Genomic DNA, 7,295 nt, shown 5'->3' with positions numbered 1-7,295 from the left:
CTCGGCGCCGCGCGCGCGTTCGCGACCGCGCCGCGAGCCGCCACGCCGAACGCCTCGTCCGGCTCGGACGCGAGCACCTTGACGTCGCCGACCGCCCCCCAGGACGCGGTGTCGTAGCCGATCACCGCCACGCCCTCGATCCGGCGGCGCAGGAACGGCCGGGGATATGCGCTCCCGTCCAGCAGACCGGCGATCGACTTGGGGTCGATCACGCAGCCGGGTTGGCCGCCATTGTCGGCGGGCGCGTCCGCCGGCAGTTCCGGCGGGCGCCAGTCCGATGGAGCGTTGTGGAAGAAATGGTAGGTGCAGCCGCGATAGCCCGGCCCCGGCGCATAGCGATCATCGAGCAGGGCGCGCCGGCCCGCCCGGTCCAGCGCCGGGTCGCCGGACGTGCCCAGCACGCGCGCGTTCCCGGGCTTGCCCGCTCCGTCGACATCGAAGGCGAGGAACACCCATGCCGACCCGCCGGGCGGTGACGACAGTTTCTCGAACGCGGGCAGGTCGAGGCGGCGGTACTGGCCGGGCCCGCGCGGACAGGTCGAGCCCGCCGGTTGGACGCGATCGCGGATCGCCGACGAGTAGCCCGGCGCCTCCGGCCGGCTCGCCAGTTCGTACAAGGTCCGCAGGTCCGCCGTCTCGACCGGCGTGACGGATGCCGTGTAGCGGATCGAGCATCCCGCCCGTGGTGCCCCGGCCGCAAAGCGCGAAGCGGCGAGCGCGGGCGCGAGGTCGCTCGTGTCGATATACTGGCCGGAGGGCGCGGGCGCGTCGCGCCGGATCGTGCGGGCGCGCCCCTGTGCGTCGATCGCGAAGGTGAACCGGTAGGCCGGCAGGGACGGCTCGTCGCCATCGGGCCCGTACCGCGTCGACACAACCGACACGGGGCTGGCAAGCGCCACGGCCGCGAGCGGCTCGGTCGAGCACGACACCTCCCCAGGCGCAAAGGCGACGATCCGGGTGCGCGGACCCGAGGGATCGGTCCGCGACGCAAGAACGCTGAGCACGGCGGGCAGCGCGACAGGCATGGCCTGATCTCCCGATTGGCGAGGCGGCGATACCGCGCCGGGCTCTCCTTGACCAGTATCGCGGCACCGTGCCGCGTAGCAGGCGCAACGGACACTTTCCGAATCTGTCCTAATGTAGGTCATAGACGCTATTGCCGTCGCATGCTCCATTGGTAGTAATCAGGGAGATCGCCGGTGTTCAGGACAAGCAATCACGCTGGCTATTGGCTGATCACCGGCATCATGCTGGCATCATCAGCCACCGCGCAGTCTTCCAGTAGCGGCAACCTGACGAGCGATGGCTCATCGACGGGCGTGGGCAACGCGGGTAGTTTTGGTATCGGTAGTGGAACAAGCGACAGCCTGTCGACCGCGACCGCGATCAGCAATGGCGTTCAGGACAGCAGCACGAAGACCTCGATCGACAACAGCACGTCCATCGTGACCATTTCCAACCAGGATCTGAGCGCGGTGAATGCCGGCAATCAGATCACGATCAACGCCGGCGCCGATCCGGCTTCGTCACCGCTGCCGACCGGCTCTAATGTCGTCACCGGCTCATCCTTGACCAACTTCGCCGGCATCCTGACCGCCGGATGGAACACGGGACCAGCCGCGACGGCGCAGGCGGGGACGAACATCGCCGTCAACGGCAATTTCGGTAACAATTGAGCGGTCGCCGAACGCGATCGATCCACCGCCGACGATACCCGGCTGACCGATCCGGTGGCCCGCCTGCACATCCTGGAGTTGTTCGATGAAGCAGACGATCGCGTTGCCCTTCGCCGCGCTGCTGGTGGGGCTGACGTCCACATCGAGCGCCGCCGTGGGACAGGTGTCGACGGCGGCGCGGCCTGACGACGCGCGGCAGGCGCCGGGCGGCCGTCCCGCGCCGCTGGCCGACGACGACCTCGCCGACCTGCGTGGCGGCCAGACCATCGCGGCAGGCAACCAGACGCTGACCGCCATCACGACGGGCAACGTCATCAACGGCAACTATTCGTCGGGTTCGATCACCCTGTCCGATCAGGCGTTGTCCGGCTTCAACGGCGTCGGCAACTTCGCCGTCAACACGGGCGCGCAAGTCAGTCTGCAGAGCGCCTTGAACTTGACGGTGAACGTCACGCCATGATGGCCCGTGGCCGGCTGATGGCGGATGTCCGTCGCCTGGCCTGTGGGCTTGCGATGGCGGCGGCGTTGCCCGGCGCGGTGACGGCGCAGAGCCGGTTGAGCACCGGGGCGAGCGCCAATTACCAGGTGCCGGTGATGAGCTGGACGGACATCCCGTTTCGGACGGTCATCCGGCAGCGCTATGATTTCAGCTGCGGTTCGGCGGCGGTGGCGACGCTGTTGAACTATCATTACGATCACCCGACCAGCGAAGTGCCGATCTTTCAGGCGATGTGGGCGGCGGGCGACCAGCCGGTCATTCGGCGGCTCGGCTTCTCGATGCTGGACATCAAGCGCTACCTCGACGGGATCGGCTTTCGGACGGAGGGGTTCCGCCTGTCACCCGCGCAGTTGGGGAACGTCCGGCGCCCCGGGATCATCATCCTCGATCTGCGTGGCTATCGCCACTTCGTGGTGGTGAAGGGCGTCGAGCGCGGTCAAATCTTGGTCGGTGACCCGATGCTCGGCATCACGCGCTACACGATCGCGGACCTGACCGCTCATTGGAACGGCATCTTCCTCGCCATCGTCGACGCGCCGCGACATGATCGGCCCCGGTTCAACGTCGCCGGCGAGTGGCTGCCCTGGTCGACGGCGCCGCTCGGTGAGCGCGATCTCGGGATGCCGATCGCCACGCTGACCGACAACCTGCCACCGCTCTATCAGATCACGCCGAGCGTGCGTTGATCGCCGGTCTCTGCCTGGCCGCGGCGCTGGCCGCGACCCGTCCGGCCGACCGGGCAGACCCGGCATCGGCCAGCGTCGCGTCGGCCGGACCGCAGCCCGACATCGTCGGCGACGCTGAACTGGCGACGCAGCGCGGCGGCTTCCGGATCGGCCAGCTCGACGTCCAGCTGGGCGTCGACCTGCGCTCCTATGTCGGCGGCAAGCTCGTGATGCGGACCGATCTGGCCTGGACCGACCTGTCCACCAGCGTCCGGCACGGTAGCGGGGCAGACCTGTCGCCGGCGGCCGCCAACAGCCTTGTCGCCGGCCTGCTGACCGGCTCCGGCATGACGCTGAACCTGGGCGGCGGGACGGTGGTGCTCGCCAATGAGGGGCGGACGGCGTTCATCCAGCGCACCGATGGCTCGATCCAGAATATCGTCGTCAACACCGCCAGCAACGTCGATCTGCGCCAGCAAGTCGACATCAGCCTCGACATCGCCGGCTTCGCGCCGTTCCGCCACGACATCGGGGCGATGCGGGTCGGCGCCGCGCTGATCCAGTCGATGCTGTCCGCGCGGCGGTCCAACTGAGCTCGCTCACCCGACCTGCGCGCAGCGGCGCCGTGACGTTGCGGGGAGCAGGAGCGTGACGAGCGGACAGACCAAGCCGGCGATCGTCGGCATGCTGGGTGTCGCGACCGCGGCCTGCCTGCCCTCCCCCGCGACGGCGCAGGACCTCACCGCGCTGGACCGGCAGCTGGGCGAACTGCGGCTCGAACTGGCCGCGCAGCGTGCGCTGCTCGACGAGCAGTCGAAGCGGATCGCGCGGCAACAGGAGGAGCTGGACCGCCTGCGCCGGCTCGCATCATCGACCGAGATCCTGCCGGCGTCCCCACGTCCTTCCCCGGCCGGGCCGCCTGCCGATCCGTCGCCGGCCGCGGTGGCGGCGACATCGCCGACGCAGCCCATCGGCGAATCGCCCGATCTGCCGCGCGTCGAGCAGCAGGTGGGCGCCGTCCTTGAAGGGGCTGGCGTGCTGACCCGGGCCGGTCATCTCGTGATCGAGCCGTCGCTCCAATATACAAACTCGTCGAGCAACCGGCTCGTGTTTCGCGGCGTCGAGCTGATCCCGGGCATCCAGGTCGGGTTGATCGAGGCGAGCGCCGCGGATCGCGACGCGGTCGTGGCCACGGGGACGGTACGCTATGGACTGACCGGCAATGTCGAGATCGAGGGCCGGTTCCCCTATCTCTACCGCTCGGACCGGGTCACGGCGATGCAGCAGCGCCAGGACATGACCGAACAGTCGAGTGCGTTGCATGAGCACGGCCTGGGCGACATCGAACTAGGCTTGCGTTACCAGATCAACCATCCCGTCGGGGAGAAGCCGATCCTGATCGGCACGTTCCGGGTGAAGAGCGACACGGGCCGGTCACCCTTTGCCGTACCGTTTGACAGCTCGGGCGTCGCCCAGGGGCTGGCCACGGGCTCCGGCTTCTGGGCGGTACAGCCCGGGGTCAACTTCCTGCTGCCGTCCGATCCCGTGGTGATCTTCGGCGGGACGAGCTACCTGCATCAATTCCCGAAGAACATCGACAAGACGCTGGGCGACGCCATGATCGGCCGCGTTCGGCCGGGCGATGCGATCACCGCCGACCTGGGCTTCGGGTTCGCGCTCAACCCGCGCTTCTCCTTCTCGCTCGGCTACCAGCATAGCTACCTTTTCCCGATGCGGTGGGAGATCAACGGCGCCGGCGACCGATCGAGCAGCCTGCAGGTGGGATCGCTCCTCGTCGGCATGTCCTATCGTGTGACCGAACGACAGCTGGTCAACATCGGGCTGGAGGTCGGCGCCACTCAGGACGCGCCCGATGTCAGCCTAACGATACGCGCGCCGTTCTCGGCAAAGTGAAATATCGTCATCGAGCCGCTCCAATCATCCATTAATAAGGACTTTCGGACATAGGTTAATTATTCGTGTCTGCGAATATGTCACCGTCTTCGCATGCTGACGCACTTTTCAGACGAGATGTCGTTGGGGACCTTGTCGCCTTCCGACCGCGATGTGGCGATCTCGACCGAATCCCGCCTGCATGAATCCTTTCTGCTGCACCTGCGCTGCGGCGACAGCTTGATCGATGTTGATAGTTTCTTCAAGCGAGTGGATGCCCGCCTGACGGAGACCAGGCGTCGGGGTTCGATCGGCTATGTCGAGCTATCGACGCATGCGCCCGCTGACGTTGCCGACTTGTTTGTCGAGGAACATCATGTCGAGTTGCTGTCGGTCATCAATGAAGCGATCGACGGCGCTGGCGTGTTCTGCTGGTATGCGGGTCGGTTCGTCGTGCTGCTTGACGAGATGTCGGCGGCCGCGACCAGGGCGGTGTTCGTGGCGATCAAGCGCGGCATCGTGGAGCGGGTCTGGCGGTTCGGCGACGACGACGTCCATGCGACGCCGGTCATCGGCTATAGCGACCTGATCCTGACCGGCAACGCGCGCGAGCTTTGGGGAATGGTCGAAGCCGCGCTCGATCAGGCGAAGGTCAGCCTGGAAGTCGATCCGGTCCGCTACGGCCGTCGCCTGGCGCGGGCGGATCGCGTGCCGGCGAGACTCAATCCGATCAAGCTGTGGCGGCTAACCCCGCAATGGGCGGTGCTGGCCGTCCAGTTCGCGGTGTCGCTGCTGCTGGGCCTGGGTGCACCGTTCATCTTCTACGCGGTCTGCGACGCGCTCGGCTTCGACATCTCGGGCCCGGTGTACATCGGGGTCGTCGTCGTGCTGGTCATCACCGCGATCACGATCTGGATCGAAGGCTTCCTGGCGCTGAAGAGTACGACACCGCCGCTGGAGCCGGGCCTGCCTTATCCGAAGGCCACGATCATCATCCCGGCCTATCTGCCCAACGAGGCGGCGACGATCATCGAAACGCTCAACGCTTTCCTGAAACTGGAGTACGCCAACGCGGTCCAGATCATCGTCGCCTATAACAGTCCCTTCCCGCGCCTGCCCGTCGAGGACGAAATGGAGGAGCTGGCGAGAACGTGCGCGCAGGATGGCCGGTTCTCGATCGAACCGATGCGGGTATCGGGCAGCACGTCCAAGGCGCAGAACGTCAATGCGGTCGTCAGCCGGGTGCGCGGCCGGTTCGTCGGTATCTTCGACGCCGACCACCATCCCCAGGCCGACAGCCTGGAGCGGGCATGGCGATGGCTGTCGAACGGCTGGGACATCGTTCAGGGCCGGTGCTCGATCCGCAACGGCGGCGATTCATGGATCGCGCGCATGGTCGCGGTCGAGTTCGAGCAGATCTACGCGATCAGCCACCCCGGTCGCGCGCGTTTCCACGGCTTTGGCATCTTCGGCGGCAGCAACGGCTTCTGGCGGACGTCGGTGCTGCACGAGACGCGCATGCGCCACTCCATGCTCACCGAGGATATCGACAGCAGCATCCGCGCGGTCGTCGCCGGCTACCGGATCGCCGGGGATCGCGACCTGGTCTCGGAGGAACTGGCGCCGACCGCGATCAAGCAGCTGCTCAACCAGCGCCTGCGCTGGGCACAGGGCTGGTTCCAGGTCTCGTTCCGGCGCGTCATGCCCGCCCTGCTATCGCCACGCGTCTCGGTCCGGCAGAAACTGGGGCTGATCCATCTGCTCGTGTGGCGTGAGCTGTTCCCCTGGTACTCGATCCAGGTGGTGCCGATCATGTTCTACTGGATCATGGTCTATGGGTGGAGCTACCTTCACTGGACCATCCCGGTCTTCCTCGCGACGACGATCTTCACCATGTCGACGGGGCCGGGCCAGATCGCGCTCGCCTATCTGCTCGCGCATCGGCCGATGAAGCGGAAGTGGCGCTGGTTCCTCGAATATCTGATCGTCTCCACCTTCTTCTTCTCGCCGTTCAAGGATGCGCTGTCGCGGGTCGCGCACATCAAGGAGGCCATGGGGGAGCGGGCGTGGAAGGTGACGCCGCGCGTCGCCGGCGCGTCACGCAAGCGCGGGAGGGGTCTCGCCGGCGCGTCGCTGACCGTCCTGATGCTCTTGCACGCGTCGCTAGGCTCGGCCGTCGCCCAGACCGTCGCGCCGAGCCGATCCCGCTCGACCGGCGACCTGATCGCGACGCTGCTCGGCGGCGAGGCCTCGACGATCGCCGCGGCCCGGCAGGCCGCGCATGACGGTCGCAACGCGGACGCCGCGAGGCTGTTCGCGAAAGCGATCGACGCCGTTCCCCGCCGGCGCGGCGAACTGCTCCGCGAATATGCCGATGCCTTGCTCTACGGCGGCATGAGCGCGCGGGCGGTGCCGCTCTACCGGGAAGCGCTGGCGTCCCGCGGCGATCAGGCGGAGCGGTGGGCGATCGCGGCGCGGCTCGCGCTGGCGCTGAGCTGGTCCGGCCAGAACGAGGCGGCGCTGGCGATGTATGACCGGCTCGCCGCGCATGACCCGGCCAGC

Annotated in this window: 7 protein-coding genes; 6 read left to right on the top strand and 1 reads right to left on the bottom strand. The window is 67.4% G+C overall.

Features of this window, described 5'->3' with window-relative positions; translation table 11 throughout:
* Positions 1-1,025 (bottom strand): energy transducer TonB (locus HUU95_RS04445; protein WP_174279002.1); only part of this gene is annotated, 1,025 nt, incomplete at its 3' end.
* Positions 1,026-1,199: 174 nt separating this feature from the next.
* On the opposite strand from HUU95_RS04445, the gene HUU95_RS04440 reads away from it, so the two are divergent.
* From HUU95_RS04440 to HUU95_RS04415, 6 genes are all read left to right on the top strand, one after another.
* Positions 1,200-1,676: a hypothetical protein gene (locus HUU95_RS04440; protein WP_174279001.1), complete on the top strand. Its 477-nt coding sequence runs from the start codon at positions 1,200-1,202 to the stop codon at positions 1,674-1,676.
* 103 nt (positions 1,677-1,779) lie between these two features.
* Positions 1,780-2,136, top strand: a complete 357-nt coding sequence (locus HUU95_RS04435) for a hypothetical protein (RefSeq protein ID WP_174279000.1) — start codon at positions 1,780-1,782, stop codon at positions 2,134-2,136.
* Positions 2,133-2,861 carry a C39 family peptidase gene (locus HUU95_RS04430; RefSeq protein WP_174278999.1) on the top strand — a complete coding sequence of 243 codons (729 nt, stop codon included), beginning with the start codon at positions 2,133-2,135 and terminating at the stop codon, positions 2,859-2,861. Before HUU95_RS04435 ends, HUU95_RS04430 begins: the two co-directional genes overlap by 4 nt.
* Entirely contained in the window at positions 2,858-3,433 is a 576-nt protein-coding gene (locus HUU95_RS04425) for a hypothetical protein (protein ID WP_174278998.1), read from the top strand. The genes HUU95_RS04430 and HUU95_RS04425 overlap by 4 nt, the downstream gene beginning before the upstream one ends.
* Positions 3,434-3,488: 55 nt before the next feature.
* Positions 3,489-4,754, top strand: a complete 1,266-nt coding sequence (locus tag HUU95_RS04420) for a transporter (RefSeq protein ID WP_174278997.1) — start codon at positions 3,489-3,491, stop codon at positions 4,752-4,754.
* Positions 4,755-4,973: 219 nt separating this feature from the next.
* Positions 4,974-7,295 (top strand): glycosyltransferase family 2 protein (locus HUU95_RS04415; protein ID WP_174278996.1); only part of this gene is annotated, 2,322 nt, incomplete at its 3' end.

Source organism: Sphingomonas bacterium (assembly GCF_903643065.1).
Taxonomy (GTDB): domain Bacteria; phylum Pseudomonadota; class Alphaproteobacteria; order Sphingomonadales; family Sphingomonadaceae; genus Sphingomonas.
This window is presented reverse-complemented; position numbering and strand designations above follow the sequence as displayed.

Bases quoted from the DNA above. Each gene is read 5' to 3' on its own strand.
- HUU95_RS04430 (WP_174278999.1), top strand. From the start codon at position 2,133: ATGATGGCCCGTGGCCGGCTGATGGCGGATGTCCGTCGCCTGGCCTGT.